This window comes from uncultured Algoriphagus sp., from assembly GCF_963974365.1.
Taxonomy (GTDB): domain Bacteria; phylum Bacteroidota; class Bacteroidia; order Cytophagales; family Cyclobacteriaceae; genus Algoriphagus.
In genome coordinates this window covers 16,887-32,239 of the sequence record NZ_CAXBBX010000012.1, presented here as the reverse complement: position 1 = coordinate 32,239, position 15,353 = coordinate 16,887, and the positions used below count along the sequence as shown (strand labels likewise).

Sequence of the window (15,353 nt, the reverse complement as noted above, 5' to 3'; positions counted from 1 at the left end):
AGAGGTTGCTCAACTTAATGAGCAACCTCTTTTTTTGGAATAAAAGACTTAAGCTTTATTCCTGTTCGACTACCTCACTGGCTCCTTTAGAGGATAATCCAGAGGCTGCTTTTATTTTTACTTCTAGTTCTTCCATTAGTTCAGGATTGTCAAGAAGCAAAGTTTTCACTGCTTCACGACCTTGTCCAAGCTTCTCTCCATTATAGGAAAACCATGATCCAGCCTTTTTGATAATGTCCAGTTCCACACCAAGGTCAATGATTTCCCCCACTTTGGAAATACCTTGCCCGTACATGATATCAAACTCCACTACTTTGAAAGGAGGCGCCACTTTATTTTTCACCACCTTCACCTTAGTTCTATTACCAAGAATATTGTCGGCACTTTCTTTAATCTGACCTATTCTTCTGATATCCAGTCTGACGGATGCATAGAATTTCAGCGCATTACCACCAGTCGTAGTTTCAGGATTACCAAACATAACCCCGATCTTCTCACGAAGCTGGTTAATGAAAATACAAGAGCATCCAGTTTTATTAATAGCTCCAGTTAGCTTTCGCAAAGCCTGTGACATCAATCGCGCCTGCAAGCCCATTTTGCTATCCCCCATATCGCCTTCTAGCTCACCCTTTGGTACCAAAGCAGCCACCGAGTCAATCACAATAATGTCAATAGCTCCTGATCGAATTAAATGCTCGGCTATTTCCAATGCTTGCTCACCATTGTCCGGCTGAGAGATCAATAAATTTTCAGTGTCTATACCAAGTTTTTCTGCGTAGCTCTTATCAAATGCATGCTCAGCATCGATGAAAGCCGCCAATCCACCTGCCTTTTGAGCCTCAGCGATACAGTGCAGCGTCAGGGTAGTTTTCCCAGAAGATTCTGGGCCATATATTTCAATCACTCTGCCTCGGGGAATACCTCCGACCCCTAATGCTATATCCAACCCAAGTGAGCCAGTAGATATCGCAGGTACATCCACCACTTTATTATCACTAAGCTTCATTACGGTGCCCTTACCGTACGTTTTATCCAGCTTATCGATAGTCAGCTGTAAGGCTTTTAGTTTTTCGGCGTTATTACTCATGCGTTTTGAATTTGTCTTATCAATTATTTAGTGAAAGTAAATAAACAGCAGCCCATTACCAAGGTGCGCTATTCTATTGTTTCGGGATACTAAATTCGTAATTTTAATCGCCTTTCGGCACGTTTTTTCGTAATACCTATAGAATACCCATCTTTTCGTCAGGTATTGTCATTAAAATTTATGAAAAGAATCCTTAGAACATTAACAGTACTTCTTTTTTTCACCCTTTTCGATCTCTCTGCGCAAGGCTCGGAAGACACAACTCCATTTACTTTTGGTGAAGAGCTCTCATTTGAAGTATCCTACGGATGGCTGAATCTTGCTGACGCAAAAATGCAGGTTTCCAAAAGACCTCAAGAGCAGAACGATAAACCACATTATAAAATTGATGTGTATGGGAAAACAAAAGGTGCTGCCACCATATTCGGGAAGGTAAACGATAACTGGGGAACTTATTTAGATGTAGCAACCAATTTACCCTCGGTGTCCTACAGACATATTGAAGAAGGAAAATACAGAAAACATGAGTTCGTTCACTTTGATCAGAACAACAAGAAAGCTACCATGAAGCTTTTTGACAAAGAGAATAGAAACTTGAAGGAAACGAAGGATTTTGATTTACCAGGACAAGTTCAGGATTTAGTGAGCGGTTTTTACTATTTGAGAACTCAAGATTTGAAGGATTTGAAGGAAGGAGAGTCAATCTTAATCCGCGGATTCTTTGATAAGGAAATATATAACATAAAGTTAATCTACGAGGGGACTGAAACATTAGACACCAACCTTGGTAAGAAAGAAACTTACATTTTCTCCCCTCAACTCCCAAAGAACAAACTTTTCAGAGGCGATTATCCAGTGAAGGTCTGGGTCACAAAGGATCAGAACAAAATCCCTGTAAAAATCAAAGCAAATCTTTTTATAGGGTCATTGAATTTAGACATCATATCTGCGAAGGGACTGAAAAACAACTAATTCAAAAGATCATAACATTAGGATAACATAGTACTGCTATTACCAAATTTTCTTGTCATTTTCAAAGTGTAGCTCATACATAGACAATCTATTGTTTGGCTTCAATCCTTAAATATTCCTTAATTTTAACCCAAACATTAAGAAATCACTGATGAGCGATAAGCAAAAAATCAAAGTTCTGGTAGTTGACGACGAACCTGATATTGTTGAAATTCTGAAATACAATCTCCAAAAAGAAGGCTATGATGTAGCAACTGCGGAGGACGGCATGAAAGCGGTAAAGACTGCCGCTAAATTTTTACCTGATGTGATTCTATTGGACATCATGATGCCAAATCAGGATGGTGTAGAGACATGTCTTCAGATTAGACAGATTCCGGAGCTCAAAAACACCTTTATTATTTTCCTCACAGCGCGTATGGAAGAATATTCTGAAGTTGCCGCATTTGACGTCGGAGCGGATGATTACATCACCAAACCTATTAAGCCAAGAGCGCTGATGAGCCGTATTTCTGCTTTATTCAGACGTGAATCCAAAAAAGAGCAGGAGCAGATCCAGATTAAAATCCGTGACTTGATCATTGACAGAGGCAGCTATACGATTGACAAGGCTGGAAAGACTATTACCCTTCCCAAGAAAGAATTTGAGCTTTTGTATTTCCTAGCCAAAAACCCTAATATCGTTTTCAGTAGAGATGAACTTCTTCAAAATATCTGGGGAGCTGATGTGTTTGTATTGGCGAGAACCGTGGATGTGCATATTAGAAAAGTGCGTGAAAAAATCGGAGAAGACTACATCACTACTGTGAAAGGTGTAGGCTACAAATTCGAATTAGGGCAATAAATGTTTACCACATCCAGAGGAATTTCTTTGATCCTGGCTTTAGCCATCTCGGCTCTGGTTGCGGCTTTTTTGTCTTTAATGGATGGGGCGACTCCGCTCCTGCTGCTAGTTGCATGGGCCGTGTCTTTTTCATCCGCGTATCTGCTGATTTCATTTATGTTGGAGTTTTTGATTTTCAAAGAAATAGGTGACATCTATTCTCTCTTGGAAAAAATCCAGCGAAAAGACTTATCCGAAATCAGCGAAAAAGGAGGCAAAAGCTCTATTTCTCCTCTTCGCAAGATTAATAAAGTGATCAACTCTTATGCTATTGCCAGGCAAAAGGAAATCGACACACTTCAGAAGAATGCTGTTTTCCGTCGAGAATTTATTGCTGATATTTCTCATGAATTGAAAACACCAATTTTCGCTACCCAAGGATACATCCACACCCTGCTTGACGGCGCTATAGATGACAAGCAAGTTCGTATGCGCTTTCTGAAACGAGCAGCTAAAAGCCTCGACTCTCTAGACATCTTAGTTCAAGATCTTCTGACACTTAACCAAATGGAAAGTGGTGTAATCAAATTTAACTTTACAGAATTTGATTTAAAGGAACTCTTGGAAGAAGTAATGGAAGAGCTGGAGCACAAAGCTTCTAAGCGCGACATGCACATAAAGTTTGAGGTGCAGCCTGACAAGCATTACCTTACGAATGGAGACAGGCAGAAAATCTATCGGGTTTGTCAAAACCTAATCTTCAATGCCATGAAATACAATCAAAATGGCGGTGAGGTACAGGTAGTATTAAAAACCCATAAAAACACTATTCAAGTAGATGTGACCGATGACGGCCCGGGTATCCCGCCGGAAGATCTGAAAAGAATTTTTGAACGATTCTATCGTGTGGAGAAAAGTAGAAATAAAAAAGAAGGAGGCACAGGCCTCGGTCTGGCCATTGTAAAACATATTCTGGAGGGTCACAAAAGCAAGATTTCGGTGAGTTCAACAGTTGGTAAAGGTTCTATTTTCAGCTTTTCTCTTCCATTGGTGAAAAGCGACTCTATGGAGGACAAACATAAAGCGGCAACTCTCTAATAATAAAACCTAGAGAAGTTTTTTAACCATCCTTTTTTTCCTACTTTTGCAGCCTCAATTGAAAGAGGCAGGAGAATCCATGAAGAAAGTAGATTTTGACAATCTTATTCTGTTTGAAAACGAGGATTACCTGGTAATCAATAAACCGCCGTACCTATCAAGCTTAGACGATAGACACGAAGCGCAGAACATCCTAGACCTTGCCAAGGCACACACCCCCGATGCCCAGCTGTGCCATAGATTGGATAAGGAAACTTCAGGATGTCTAGTGATTGCCAAGAATCCAGCGGCCTACAGGCATTTGGCTATGCAGTTTGAAAGCAGAAAAGTAAACAAAGTCTATCATGCAGTGGTGGAAGGGATCAAGGAATTCAGCGATGAGCTGGTAGACCGAAATCTCTTAGCCAACAACAAAGGAATAGCCAAAGTAAGTAAGGATGGCAAGCCAGCACAGACAGTTTTCAACACCTTGAAAACTTACTATGCGCACACCCTAGTCGAGTGCAAGCCCATCACTGGGAGACTGCATCAGATCAGGGTTCATTTGGCTTATCTGAAGTCACCCATTTGTGGTGACACCTTATATGGAGGCAACCCTTTATACCTTTCTTCTATCAAGCGTCGCTTCAATTTAAAAAAAGAGACAGAAGAATTACCAATTATGCAGCGGGTTTCGCTTCATGCTTATTCGATTGGATTTAAGGGTCTGGATGACAAGGAAATATTCGTAAATGCGCCCTATCCTAAGGATTTCAAGGTTTTGGTCAATCAACTAGAGAAAACCAGCTAAGAGATTTAGATCGAAAAAGAGCAAGAAACAACCGGTTTTAAGAGGTAGTAAAACGCTAAGCCTGTGAAAATTAGGACTTAGTATTGGAAATATTTTGCATCGAAAATAAAATACTCCTATCTTTGTGTCCCTTTTTGAGGGTGAAATAAATTTAACAAGCTAAATATTAAACAGTTACACAGTGGATACTTTGAGCTATAAGACCGTATCAGCCAATGCCGCGACTGCAGATAAGCAATGGGTGGTAGTGGATGCCCAAGCAGCAGTTTTGGGTAGATTGGCTAGTGAGGTAGCAAAAATCTTAAGAGGTAAGACGAAGCCAAGCTTCACCCCTCACGCTGATTGTGGTGACAATGTCATCGTAATCAACTCTGACAAAATCAGATTAACTGGTGACAAGTGGGACTCAAAAGTTTATGTGAGACACACAGGTTACCCAGGTGGACAGCGTATTTCTACGCCAAGATTATTGAAAGACAAGTCTTCAACTATCTTGATAGAGAAAGCTGTAAGAGGCATGTTGCCTAAAAACAGATTGGGAAGAAAATTATACGGCAACTTGTACGTGTATGAAGGATCTGAGCATCCACATACTGCACAGCAGCCTAAAGCCATCACTCTTTAATCGACTATAATGGATATTATCAACAAAATCGGTAGAAGAAAAACCTCTGTAGCCAGAATTTACATGGCGCCAGGAAAAGGTGAAATCACCGTGAACAACAGAGCACTTGACGTTCACTTCCCTTTTGAACTTCACCAGATCGTAGTAAAGCAGCCTCTTACCCTAGTAGGTGTAGAAGGTAACTACGACATCAAAATCAATGTAGATGGTGGCGGAAGTACAGGTCAGGCAGAGGCAGCTCGTATGGCTATCTCTCGTGCTTTGTGCGAATTCGACGCAGAACACAGACCTGCATTGAAAAAAGAAGGTTTCCTTACTCGTGACCCTAGAATGGTGGAACGTAAGAAGCCAGGACGTAGAAAAGCAAGAAGAAAATTCCAGTTCTCAAAACGTTAATCTGGATTTACTTCAGAATATACAAATTATATTATGGCCAAATTAGAATATAAAGACTTACTAGATGCTGGTGTTCACTTCGGACACTTGACGAGAAAGTGGGATCCAAGAATGTCTCCATACATTTTCATGGAGAAAAATGGTATCCACATTATCGATCTTAATAAAACGCTTGTATGCCTCGACGAAGCATCTAACGCAATCAAGCAAATCGTACGTTCAGGCAAAAAAGTGATGTTCGTTGCTACTAAGAAGCAAGCGAAAGATCTTGTAGCTACTGAAGCAAAGAGACTTAACATGCCTTTCGTAACTGAAAGATGGTTAGGTGGTATGTTGACCAACTTCGCTACAATCCGTAAATCATTGAAGAAAATGTCCGGTTTGGACAAATTGATGAAGGAGGAAGCTTATAAGAACCTTGCGAAAAAAGAGCGTTTGATGGTTTCCCGTCAGAAAGACAAAATGGAAGATGTTCTTGGCGGTATCGCTGACTTGAGCAGACTACCTGCAGCTCTTTTCATCGTAGACATCAAAAGAGAACACATTGCAATTGCTGAAGCGAAAAAGCTTGGTATCCCTGTTTTCGCATTAGTTGATACGAACTCCAACCCAAATGAGGTTGACTTCCCTATCCCTGCTAATGACGATGCTTTCAAGTCCGTATCTTTACTAGTTAAAGCGTTCGGCGCAGCAATCGAAGAAGGTCTTTCAGAACGCAAGAGAGACAAAGAAGACGCTAAACTTACTGAAGAGGAAGAAGCGAAGAAAGCTGTGGACGCTGCTGAAACAAAAGATTAATCCACTACTTGATTGAAATATATTAAAAATTGAACATCAGGTTTCGGCCTATGTTCAATTTTTTTGTTTTACCTGCATTTGTCCTGTGAAGCTTTTCCTGTGACCAAATGCTCCCTAGTACCGAATTACAACCTTCCTAGTTCTTCACTAAGACTACAAGGTTTTCGAAATAGAATTATATCGTTTAATCATACAAACTGATAATACCATGGCAATTACTGCACAAGAAGTAAACAAATTGAGACAAATGACCGGCGCCGGTATGATGGATTGCAAAAAAGCTCTTACGGAATCTGAAGGCGATTTCGAAAAAGCTGTTGATATCCTCAGAAAGAAAGGTCAAAAAGTATCTGCTTCCAGAGCTGATCGTGAAACTAAAGAAGGTGTAGCTGTAACTAAAGTAACTGAAAACGGTGCTAAAGGAACTTTGCTTACACTTACTTGCGAAACCGACTTTGTTGCTAAGAATGAAGAATTCGGTGCATTTGCAAACACACTACTTGATCTTGCAGTAGAAAAAGGAGCATCTTCTGTAGAAGAAATCCTCGCACTACCTTACGAAAACATCACTGTTGCTGAGAAAATCACTGAGATGACTGGTAAAATCGGCGAAAAACTTGAGATCTCTCATTACGAAGTGATCACTGCAGAAACTGTAGTTCCTTACATCCACTCAAATGGTAAATTAGGTGTATTGGTGGGATTGACTAACACTAGCGGAACTGACGTAGAAGAAGCTGGAAAAGACGTGGCAATGCAAATTGCAGCGATGAACCCAGTAGCTCTTGATAAAGACGGCGTTGATTCTTCTGTAGTAGAAAGAGAAATCGAAGTTGGTAAAGAGCAAGCAAGAGCTGAAGGTAAGCCTGAAGAAATGCTTGAGAAAATCGCTCTAGGTAAACTGAACAAATTCTACAAAGAGAATACACTTCTAAGCCAGTCTTTCGTAAAAGACAACAACAAGACTATCGCTCAGTATCTTGATAGCGTAAGCAAAGGAATGACTGTATCTGCATTCAAAAGAGTATCAATCGGTTAATCCGAAGGATTCCTAATCTCAAAAAACCTCTTCAATTAAGTTTGAAGAGGTTTTTTTATTTTAGTTACAAAGGCCAGATGAAAAATTTAAATTCAAAGCCCTTAATCGCAAAAGCAAGTCAGCAAATTATATTAGCTTTTGCTTTTGAAATTCATACCCCACATCAGATGAAAAATATTCTTACTACTGCACTTTTACTAGTTGCTTTGGTTTCTTCTAGCCTCGGTCAAAATTGGGATTGGGGAGGACCGATTGACCCGCTGCAAGCAAGGTTTGAGGTGAAGCATTACCGGCTGGAATTAGAACTTTTCCCAGAGAGTAAATCAATCAAAGGTAAAAGCACCGTCACATTTTCTACCAGCACTCAATTAGACACTCTTCGTCTAGACCTTATCGATGAGTATAAAGTAACAAGCGTCAAGGCCAAAGGAGCTGAATTGGAGTTTTCACATAACAATGATCTCATAGATATTCTCATCACTGCTTGTTCCTGCGATGCGGTGGATATTTTCTATGAGGGAATAACCCCAATTGCGATAAATCCACCATGGGAAGGTGGCTTTACTTGGAAAAAAGATCAATTAGGAAATGATTGGATGGGACTTTCATCTCAAGGTGAAGGGGCAAAGATATTCATGCCTGCACTGGATCATCCATCTTCAGAAGCCGCAGAGGGCGTTGATCTTTTGATCACTGTTCCAAAACCGTATTTCATAGCAGCCAATGGGCGTCTAGCCCAAGTAACACAGAAAGAAGACAAGCAGACTTATCACTGGTCAACAACTTATCCGATAAATAATTATGGGATCAACTTTACGATGGGCGTTTTTCATGAAGAAAAGATAAGTTTCACCTCTGTTTCTGGTGATCAAATCCCCATGCATGTCTGGGTTTTACAGGAAAACAAAGCCAAAGCAAAAGACATTTTGGAAGTACTAAAGGTATCTACAGAAACTCATGAGAAATATTTTGGAGCATACCCGTGGCCAAAAGATAAGGTAGCAATAGTAGAAACGCCCTATCTCGGAATGGAGCATCAGACCATCAATGCATATGGAAACTTCTATCGTTTCGTGAAAATGGGCGCGGTGAATTATGATAATTTATTGCACCATGAACTAGGCCATGAATGGTTTGGAAATAAGGTTTCTGTAGGTGATTGGGCGGACTTCTGGATTCATGAGGGAATTACTGCCTACGGAGACTGGCTGTACTACTTAGAGCATGGCGGTGAAGAGGCCTACTTCGAAAAAGTAGATGGAACTTTGAAATCTATCAGTCATTCCAAGCCAGTGGCCAGCCCTGTAAATAGTACCGAAGAGGAGGCTTATCATTCAGAGATTTATACGAAAGGAGCTTTTATCATGCATTCCCTACGCGGAATATTAGGTGACGAAGTTTTCTTCCCGATGTTGAAAGCATTCGCAAATGATCCTCGATTCATCTATAAAAATCAAGTCAATACGCGTGATTTTATTGATTTTGTAAATTCATTTACAGGAGAGAATTTGGAAGGTTTTTTTCAGTTATATCTCTACACAACTGATATTCCAGAAGTAAAAATCTCTAAAAAGGGAAACAATGGTTTTGAAGTTTCACTGCAAGGAATTGACTTCGAACTGCCTGTGGAACTGAAAACAGATAAGGGAATCGAGAAAGTTAAGCTAGGTAAGAAACCACTTTTGATTAATAGCAAGACTGCACCAATCGTCGATCCAAGAGGTTGGCTAATGCTTAAAAAATAATTCTTTAGCGTGGAACCATAAAAGATTCTTAAACATAAAAAACCTCTTCAATTGATTTTGAAGAGGCTTTTTTTTTAAAATATCTATTGCAATTGAACCAGTAATAAGCTTAAGCTACTTAATAGATGGTAAACATTCGCATTTCCGGTACTTCGGTCACCCGTCATCGGTCTTCTGACCGGATGAGCAATGAATTTTAGACTAATGGTATAATTGCGGATATTTATTTCAATCAAAAATGCTTCCAGCCCTGAGCTTTGATCTGCACAGCTGTTCCACTTTTAGTCACTAGGAATTTACCTTCTTCAGCCTTACTGATATGACCGATAAAATGGATATCGGGATGCTTTTCCAGCTTCGCAAAATCCTTCTGATCGATGGTGAATAGCAACTCGTAGTCTTCGCCCCCATTCATCACGCAAGTGATAGGATCAAGATTCAGCTCCACAGCCGTATCAAAAGTCTGCTTATCAATCGGAAGTTTATCTTCATAGATCGTAGCTCCTACTCCTGAAGCTTTGCAGATATGAAAAATCTCTGAAGCCAATCCATCAGAAATATCCATCATACTTGTTGGCACTACTTCCATTTCTCGAAGTTCATGGATGATATCAACCCGTGCATCTGGCTTCAGCTGGCGGGCAGTGACTAAAGTATATTTCCCTAAATCAGGCTTCATTTCTGGATTAGCTAGAAAAACTTCCTTTTCACGCTCCAGGATTTGCAATCCAACCAAAGCTGCTCCCAAATCACCAGTCACACAAAGAATATCATTTTCTTTGGCACCGGATCTATAAGAGATTTGCTCAGGCTTTGCTTCGCCAATTGCCGTAACAGAGATCACCAAACCACTTCTGGAAGCCGTAGTATCACCGCCAATCAAATCCACACCATAGTGCTCACAAGCTGCATGAATCCCTTCATAGAGCGCATCAATAGCTTCTACTGAGAACCTATTGGATAGTGCGATGCTTACGGTGATCTGCTTAGGCACAGCATTCATAGCCGCCACGTCAGACACATTCACTGCCACTGCTTTGAACCCCAAGTGAGGTAATGGCGCATAGGAAAGATCAAAATGAACCCCTTCTACCAATAAATCAGTAGTCACAACTTTGACCATGTTTCCAGCTTCAATCACTGCAGCATCGTCACCAATACCTTTCACAGTGCTGGAATTTTTAATTATTACTTTTTCATTCAAGTGATCGATCAATCCGAATTCACCCAAATCGCTTATTTCTGTTCTCTTTTCTGACATATTTATATTACCTCCCGCGAAGGCGCAAAGGCGCTATTTTTAATTTTTATACTAAATGATACTCTTGAGTATTTCTGATTTACGAAGTACGAATTACGAGTCGGACAGTAGAGTTGAGGTTCTTTTGCAAACCTTACCACTTTACAACCTTGCCACACTTAATCAGCTTATGGAGGGAATCTTCCAATCTTCCAATGTTTCAATTATGAATAATGAAGTACACCAAACTTTACAACCTTACCACCTACAACTTCTCAACTCACATCCTGACACAATTCAATCAAAACACCATTCGTGCTCCGAGGATGCAAAAATACCACTAATTTATTGTCTGCCCCAAGTTTGGGTGTTTCATTCAGGATTTCGAAACCTTCACCTTTGAGTCTTTCTACTTCAGCCAAGATATCTTCCACATCAAAAGCAATATGGTGAACTCCCTCAGATTTGCGCTCCAAGTACTTTGCAATCGGGCTACTTTCATCCGTAGCCTGAAGCAGTTCCACTTTCGTTTCTCCGACCTGAAAAAATGATGTAGCTACTTTTTCTCCCTCCACTTCCTCAGTTTTAAAGTGTTTTTTACCCAGTAACTTCTCAAAGAGCTCATTGGATTTCTCCAGATCCTGAACGGCTATGCCTATATGTTCGATTTTCCTCATGCTTAAAATTGCTATATTTGCATTGAATCATTTTGGGAGTGATACTGTTTTCCCATTACTTCAACTTAAGACAAAGTAATAAATAAAGATATGATAATCGTTTCTGACAAAGCCAAAGAGCGTATCCTACAGCTCAAAAAAGAGGAAGGACGCGCAGAAAATGAGAATATACGTGTTTCGGTGAAAGGTGGCGGATGCTCAGGTTTGATGTATGACCTGGGATTTGATGGCGCTCAAGTGGAAACTGACCACGTATTTGAGGACAAAGGAGTGAAAATCCTGGTGGATAGAAAAAGCTTATTATACCTAGCTGGAACTACGCTGGAATTCACAGATGGACTGAACGGAAAAGGCTTCCAATTTGTGAACCCTAATGCAAGCAGAACCTGTGGATGCGGAGAAAGCTTCTCTGTATAAGCGTTAAATCTTGATAATCATTAGAAGGCAACCTGATCAGGTTGCCTTTTTTAGTGCATTTTTCGCCTCAATCCTTACCTTTGCCCACTAGAAAATTAACCCAGATTATGGAAGAGCAAATCAAAAAAATCCAACTCAATGACTTGCACGTTGCCCTTGGTGGTAAAATGGTGCCTTTCGCAGGATATAACATGCCTGTACGTTACAGTTCTGATAATGAAGAGCACCTTTGCGTGAGAAATGGTGTTGGCGTTTTTGATGTCTCCCACATGGGCGAATTTATGGTAGAAGGCCCAGAGGCACTCAACCTAATCCAAAAAGTAACTTCCAACGATGCCTCCAAAATCGTGGATGGACAAGCACAGTATTCTTGCTTTCCTAATGCTACAGGAGGTATTGTTGATGACCTGATCGTTTACAAATTTGAAGACGAGAAGTACATGCTGGTGGTAAACGCTTCCAATATCGATAAAGATTGGGCTTGGGTAAACCAGCACAATACCATGGGTGCGAAGCTGACAAACATCTCTGATGATATTTCCCTTTTTGCTATCCAAGGACCAAAGGCAATCGAAGCTGTTCAAGCATTAACTCCAGTTAATCTTGCTGACATTAAATTCTATCATTTTACTGTAGGTGAATTTGCCGGAGTTCAGGATGTGATCATCTCAGGAACTGGTTATACAGGTGCTGGAGGGTTTGAGATCTACGTGAAAAACGAAGATGCTGAGAAGGTTTGGAACGCTGTGTTCGAAGCGGGAAAAGACTTCAACATCAAGCCAATCGGTCTTGGTGCTAGAGATACACTCCGTATGGAAATGGGCTATTGTCTCTATGGAAATGACATCACAGATACCACTTCTCCTTTGGAAGCTGGACTGGGTTGGATCACCAAATTCACCAAGGACTTCACCAATTCCGAAGCTCTAAAAGCTCAGAAAGAAGCGGGTGTTACCAAGAAGTTGGTTGGTTTTGTGATGCAGGAAAGAGGAATTCCTAGAGGTCATTATAAAATAGTGGATGAAGCAGGAAATGAGATCGGAGAAGTGACTTCCGGTACTCAATCTCCAAGCATGGGAGTGGGTATAGGACTAGGATATGTGAAAACTGAGTTTAGCAAAGCTGGAACTGAGATTTTCATCCAAGTAAGAAACAAGAACCTTAAAGCTCAAGTGGAGAAACTTCCACTTTTGAAAAAATAAATGCAACAAGTAGAAATCTGTTTCAGTCCAGAGTTAATTCATCTGCATGAACTGCAAGGCAAGATTGTGGTAGTAGTCGATATATTTCGCGCTACTTCCACCATGGTTGCAGCACTGGCAAATGGAATTACAGAAATTAAAACCTGTGCTGATCTCGAAGAATGCAGAGCAATGGCATCTGCTGGTTATTTGATCGCTGGCGAAAGAAATGGAATAATGGCCGAGGGCTTCCAACTCGGAAACTCTCCCCTAGCCTACCTGTCCAGAGATTATCAAAGCCAAAAGCTAGCCATGACCACGACCAATGGCACCTTGGCAATTTCTAAATCTACGGGTGCTGATGAAATTCTGATTGGCGCTTTTCCAAATCTTCAAGCTACAGTTAGCTATATACAGTCTCGCAATAAGGATGTGTTGATTCACTGTGCAGGCTGGAAAGGCAAATTCAATCTGGAAGATTCTTTGTACGCTGGTGCTCTCGTAAAAGCCTTAGAAGCTAGCCATGATGCAGAAGATGATGCTGCAATAGCCATGAAATCTCTCTACGAGAAGGAAGGACATAATTTGAAAGGCTTTCTATCTCAGGCTTCCCATGCTAAGCGCCTTCAAAATCATAACATAGATTCTGATATAGATTTTTGTCTAACGCTAGACCTTTATTCTTTAGTTGGTAAAGTGGAAAATGAAACATTAGTAGCTGTGGAAAATTGGTAGAAACTCACATTTTCAAAAGTGAATACTTTCAAAGCTCGGTAGAATTCTATCGAGCTTTGGTGTTTTTTAGGGTTAATAGTTCCCCATTTTGAAGCATAAAATCCCGCTTAAAAATTGTTTAAACCATCTTTAAAATTTGGCGTTTACCGATTAATCTTAACCACTAACTAACCAACTTTTAAGTATGAAAAACGGGACAATGATCCAATATTTCCATTGGTATTCTCCAGAGGATACCATTTGGAAAGAAGTAAAAGAAAAAGCCGAATACCTAGGCTACCTCGGCATCACCAGCGTATGGCTGCCACCTGCTGGCAAAGGAGAAAATGGGGGAAGAAGCAGCGGATACGATACGTACGATTTATTTGACTTGGGGGAGTTTGATCAAAAAGGATCAGTAAGAACAAAGTACGGAACCAAGGATGAATTCATCGAAGCCACTCAAGCACTTCATGACCGAGGCATTCAGGTAATTGTCGACTTTGTACTGAACCATAAAGCCGGAGGAGATGAATCTGAAATTCTGAAGGCTGTGAAAGTGAATGAGGAAAACCGGCTGGAAACCATCTCTGAACCCTATGATATCGAGGCGTTTACACGATTTACTTTTCCGGGTAGAAATGGGAAATATTCGGATTTTATCTGGGATCACAATTGCTTCAGCGGAGTAGATTTCGACCACAGAAATCAGGAACATGGTATTTTCAATCTCATGAGCGAATATGGAAACGATTGGGAGGAAATGATTGACGACGAAAAAGGGAACTATGACTTCCTGATGTTCTGCGACATTGAATTCAGAAATCCCGCGGTACGACAGGAAATTCTACACTATGCCTTATGGCTTCATGAGCTCACTTACTACGATGGGGTTAGGCTGGACGCCGTCAAGCATATTGCGCCAGAGTACTTTCAGGAACTGATGTATTTTCTCCGTGAGAAAACAGGAAAAGACATTTTCGCTGTAGGTGAATATTGGGCCCCTGGCCATCTGGAATTGCTGCTAAAATATATTGAAGCTACTGACGGCACGATGAGCTTGTTTGACTCAGCACTGCAGCATAATTTTCACATTGCTTCTAATTCTGGAAGTGACTATGATCTAAGGAAGATATTTGACAAAACATTGGTTGCTCATAGCCCAGACCTTGCTGTCACACTGGTCGATAATCATGACACACAGCCATTGCAGTCTTTGGAGGCTCCAGTCGAATATTGGTTCAAACCCTTGGCTTATGCTTTGATTCTGCTTCGCAAAGATGGATATCCTTGCGTCTTTCATCCAGATCTTTATGGCGCGAGCTATTGGGACAAGGGCCAAGATGGTGAGGATCATGAGATTTTCATCAATCGGGTAGATGAGTTGGAAAATTTGCTTTATGCGCGAAAAGATTTTGCTTTTGGCACGCAACGAGACTACTTCGAAAGTCCAAATGTGCTTGGTTGGACCAGAGAAGGAAACGAGGAACACGGAGGTTGTGCTGTAGTACTATCTAATGCAGATGGGGCAACTGTCTCCATGGAAATTGGTTCTCGTTATGCCGGGAAGAAGTTCAAAGACATGCTGGGTAAAATCCAGGATGAGGTTTGGGTGAATGAATCAGGCTGGGCAGATTTTCATTGCGCTCCTGGATCAGTCTCGGTGTGGACAGAAGCGGATTAAACTATTGCTAAGAGCTGGAATATTAATCTCCAGCTCTTATTCTTTTCTCTCTTTTCTTCCTAGCTCT

At 40.8% G+C, this 15,353-nt stretch carries 16 protein-coding genes; 13 read left to right on the top strand and 3 right to left on the bottom strand.

Annotated features, from left to right (window positions below):
* Window positions 1-55: 55 nt before the first annotated feature.
* Window positions 56-1,087, bottom strand: a complete 1,032-nt coding sequence (gene recA, locus AACZ87_RS16435; RefSeq protein ID WP_339868795.1) for a recombinase RecA — start codon at window positions 1,085-1,087, stop codon at window positions 56-58.
* Window positions 1,088-1,267: 180 nt separating this feature from the next.
* Here recA and AACZ87_RS16430 point away from each other — a divergent pair, with 180 nt between their 5' ends.
* The 9 genes from AACZ87_RS16430 (at window position 1,268) to AACZ87_RS16390 (ending at window position 9,373) form a co-directional block, all read left to right on the top strand.
* Entirely contained in the window at window positions 1,268-2,059 is a 792-nt protein-coding gene (locus AACZ87_RS16430; RefSeq protein WP_339868794.1) for a DUF3108 domain-containing protein, read from the top strand.
* A gap of 151 nt (window positions 2,060-2,210) precedes the next feature.
* A complete protein-coding gene (locus AACZ87_RS16425; protein ID WP_339868792.1) occupies window positions 2,211-2,903 on the top strand; it encodes a response regulator transcription factor in 693 nt (230 codons plus the stop codon).
* Window positions 2,904-3,980 (top strand): ATP-binding protein, encoded by a 1,077-nt coding sequence (locus tag AACZ87_RS16420; protein ID WP_339868790.1) that lies wholly within the window; start codon window positions 2,904-2,906, stop codon window positions 3,978-3,980.
* Between the two features lie 79 nt (window positions 3,981-4,059).
* Window positions 4,060-4,770: a pseudouridine synthase gene (locus AACZ87_RS16415; protein ID WP_283414487.1), complete on the top strand. Its 711-nt coding sequence runs from the start codon at window positions 4,060-4,062 to the stop codon at window positions 4,768-4,770.
* A 181-nt stretch (window positions 4,771-4,951) separates the two neighbouring features.
* Window positions 4,952-5,395, top strand: coding sequence for a 50S ribosomal protein L13 (gene rplM / locus AACZ87_RS16410; RefSeq protein WP_091697417.1), 444 nt, complete (start codon window positions 4,952-4,954; stop codon window positions 5,393-5,395).
* A gap of 9 nt (window positions 5,396-5,404) precedes the next feature.
* Window positions 5,405-5,791, top strand: a complete 387-nt coding sequence (rpsI, locus tag AACZ87_RS16405) for a 30S ribosomal protein S9 (protein WP_111612705.1) — start codon at window positions 5,405-5,407, stop codon at window positions 5,789-5,791.
* Between the two features lie 33 nt (window positions 5,792-5,824).
* The gene (rpsB, locus tag AACZ87_RS16400) at window positions 5,825-6,589 is read left to right on the top strand and encodes a 30S ribosomal protein S2 (RefSeq protein WP_283414488.1); all 765 of its coding nucleotides are present in this window, start codon (window positions 5,825-5,827) and stop codon (window positions 6,587-6,589) included.
* A 208-nt stretch (window positions 6,590-6,797) separates the two neighbouring features.
* Window positions 6,798-7,628 (top strand): translation elongation factor Ts, encoded by an 831-nt coding sequence (gene tsf / locus AACZ87_RS16395; protein ID WP_283414489.1) that lies wholly within the window; start codon window positions 6,798-6,800, stop codon window positions 7,626-7,628.
* 167 nt (window positions 7,629-7,795) lie between these two features.
* Window positions 7,796-9,373, top strand: coding sequence for a M1 family metallopeptidase (locus AACZ87_RS16390; protein WP_339868786.1), 1,578 nt, complete (start codon window positions 7,796-7,798; stop codon window positions 9,371-9,373).
* A 232-nt stretch (window positions 9,374-9,605) separates the two neighbouring features.
* On the opposite strand, the gene thiL is transcribed toward AACZ87_RS16390, so the two are convergent.
* On the bottom strand, window positions 9,606-10,634 hold the full coding sequence (gene thiL, locus AACZ87_RS16385) for a thiamine-phosphate kinase (protein WP_339868785.1): 1,029 nt from the start codon (window positions 10,632-10,634) through the stop codon (window positions 9,606-9,608).
* A gap of 254 nt (window positions 10,635-10,888) precedes the next feature.
* Complete coding sequence (gene mce, locus AACZ87_RS16380; RefSeq protein WP_339868783.1) at window positions 10,889-11,290, bottom strand: methylmalonyl-CoA epimerase; 402 nt, start codon at window positions 11,288-11,290, stop codon at window positions 10,889-10,891.
* 90 nt (window positions 11,291-11,380) lie between these two features.
* Between mce and AACZ87_RS16375 the strand changes: the two genes are divergently transcribed.
* The 4 genes from AACZ87_RS16375 (at window position 11,381) to AACZ87_RS16360 (ending at window position 15,286) form a co-directional block, all read left to right on the top strand.
* Window positions 11,381-11,707, top strand: coding sequence for an iron-sulfur cluster assembly accessory protein (locus tag AACZ87_RS16375; RefSeq protein ID WP_192348245.1), 327 nt, complete (start codon window positions 11,381-11,383; stop codon window positions 11,705-11,707).
* Window positions 11,708-11,814: 107 nt separating this feature from the next.
* Window positions 11,815-12,909, top strand: a complete 1,095-nt coding sequence (gcvT, locus tag AACZ87_RS16370) for a glycine cleavage system aminomethyltransferase GcvT (RefSeq protein ID WP_339868780.1) — start codon at window positions 11,815-11,817, stop codon at window positions 12,907-12,909.
* Window positions 12,910-13,623: a 2-phosphosulfolactate phosphatase gene (locus AACZ87_RS16365; protein ID WP_339868778.1), complete on the top strand. Its 714-nt coding sequence runs from the start codon at window positions 12,910-12,912 to the stop codon at window positions 13,621-13,623.
* 184 nt (window positions 13,624-13,807) lie between these two features.
* On the top strand, window positions 13,808-15,286 hold the full coding sequence (locus tag AACZ87_RS16360) for an alpha-amylase (protein ID WP_339868777.1): 1,479 nt from the start codon (window positions 13,808-13,810) through the stop codon (window positions 15,284-15,286).
* Window positions 15,287-15,353: the final 67 nt, after the last annotated feature.

What these genes read in the sequence shown, in the direction of transcription:
- AACZ87_RS16425 (WP_339868792.1), top strand. Translation starts at nt 2,211, where the DNA reads ATGAGCGATAAGCAAAAAATCAAAGTTCTGGTAGTTGACGACGAACCT.
- AACZ87_RS16375 (WP_192348245.1), top strand. Translation starts at nt 11,381, where the DNA reads ATGATAATCGTTTCTGACAAAGCCAAAGAGCGTATCCTACAGCTCAAA.
- thiL (WP_339868785.1), bottom strand. Translation starts at nt 10,634, where the DNA reads ATGTCAGAAAAGAGAACAGAAATAAGCGATTTGGGTGAATTCGGATTG.
- mce (WP_339868783.1), bottom strand. Translation starts at nt 11,290, where the DNA reads ATGAGGAAAATCGAACATATAGGCATAGCCGTTCAGGATCTGGAGAAA.
- rpsI (WP_111612705.1), top strand. Translation starts at nt 5,405, where the DNA reads ATGGATATTATCAACAAAATCGGTAGAAGAAAAACCTCTGTAGCCAGA.
- recA (WP_339868795.1), bottom strand. Translation starts at nt 1,087, where the DNA reads ATGAGTAATAACGCCGAAAAACTAAAAGCCTTACAGCTGACTATCGAT.
- AACZ87_RS16365 (WP_339868778.1), top strand. Translation starts at nt 12,910, where the DNA reads ATGCAACAAGTAGAAATCTGTTTCAGTCCAGAGTTAATTCATCTGCAT.
- AACZ87_RS16420 (WP_339868790.1), top strand. Translation starts at nt 2,904, where the DNA reads ATGTTTACCACATCCAGAGGAATTTCTTTGATCCTGGCTTTAGCCATC.
- tsf (WP_283414489.1), top strand. Translation starts at nt 6,798, where the DNA reads ATGGCAATTACTGCACAAGAAGTAAACAAATTGAGACAAATGACCGGC.
- AACZ87_RS16390 (WP_339868786.1), top strand. Translation starts at nt 7,796, where the DNA reads ATGAAAAATATTCTTACTACTGCACTTTTACTAGTTGCTTTGGTTTCT.
- AACZ87_RS16430 (WP_339868794.1), top strand. Translation starts at nt 1,268, where the DNA reads ATGAAAAGAATCCTTAGAACATTAACAGTACTTCTTTTTTTCACCCTT.
- rpsB (WP_283414488.1), top strand. Translation starts at nt 5,825, where the DNA reads ATGGCCAAATTAGAATATAAAGACTTACTAGATGCTGGTGTTCACTTC.
- AACZ87_RS16415 (WP_283414487.1), top strand. Translation starts at nt 4,060, where the DNA reads ATGAAGAAAGTAGATTTTGACAATCTTATTCTGTTTGAAAACGAGGAT.
- AACZ87_RS16360 (WP_339868777.1), top strand. Translation starts at nt 13,808, where the DNA reads ATGAAAAACGGGACAATGATCCAATATTTCCATTGGTATTCTCCAGAG.
- gcvT (WP_339868780.1), top strand. Translation starts at nt 11,815, where the DNA reads ATGGAAGAGCAAATCAAAAAAATCCAACTCAATGACTTGCACGTTGCC.